Raw genomic sequence first — 631 nt, 5'->3', positions numbered from 1 at the left:
GGTCAAGTCCTGTGGAGTGGTGTAATCGTTTTGTGTCCTTCGGGGTGGGTTATGCGCTGAGTTGGAGTGTGGGTTCCTCCTGTTGGGTGGGTTGTGGTGTGAGTCGTGATTTGGTGAGGATGTCGAGGCTGAGGTAGCGTCGGCCTTCGGCCCATTCGTCGTTTTGTTCGGCTAGGACGGCTCCGACCAGGCGGATGATGGCCTGGCGGTTGGGGAAGATTCCCACGGAGTCGGTGCGTCGGCGGATTTCGCGGTTGAGGCGCTCGTTGGGGTTGTTGGACCAGATCTGGGTCCATACCCCGGTGGGGAAGGATGCGAACGCGAGGACGTCTGCCCTGGCTTGATCGAGGTGGTCACACACGGCGGGGAGCTTGTCGTTCACGTAGTCCAAGAGCCGGTCGTATTGAGCGTTGACCGATGCGGCGTCGGGCTGGTCGTACACCGAGTGCAGCATCGCTTTGACGGCGGGCCATAGCGCTTTGGGGGTGACCGACATGAGATTCGCGGCGTAGTGGGTGCGGCATCGTTGCCAGGTGGCTCCGGGCAGGTTGGCGGCGATGGCCTCAACTAGGCCCAGATGGGCGTCGCTGGTGACCAGGCGCACGCCGGTGAGGCCTCGGGCGACTAGGTC

The 631-nt window shown here is 62.9% G+C and carries 1 protein-coding gene; it reads right to left on the bottom strand.

Annotated elements, in window-relative coordinates; translation table 11 throughout:
- Positions 1-49 precede the first annotated feature (49 nt).
- Positions 50-631: transposase (locus tag QP415_RS10735; protein WP_285100038.1), on the bottom strand; the 582-nt coding region annotated here is incomplete at its 5' end.

Source organism: Pauljensenia sp. UMB3104 (genome assembly GCF_030217285.1).
In the GTDB taxonomy this organism is placed as follows: domain Bacteria; phylum Actinomycetota; class Actinomycetes; order Actinomycetales; family Actinomycetaceae; genus Pauljensenia.
This window is presented reverse-complemented; position numbering and strand designations above follow the sequence as displayed.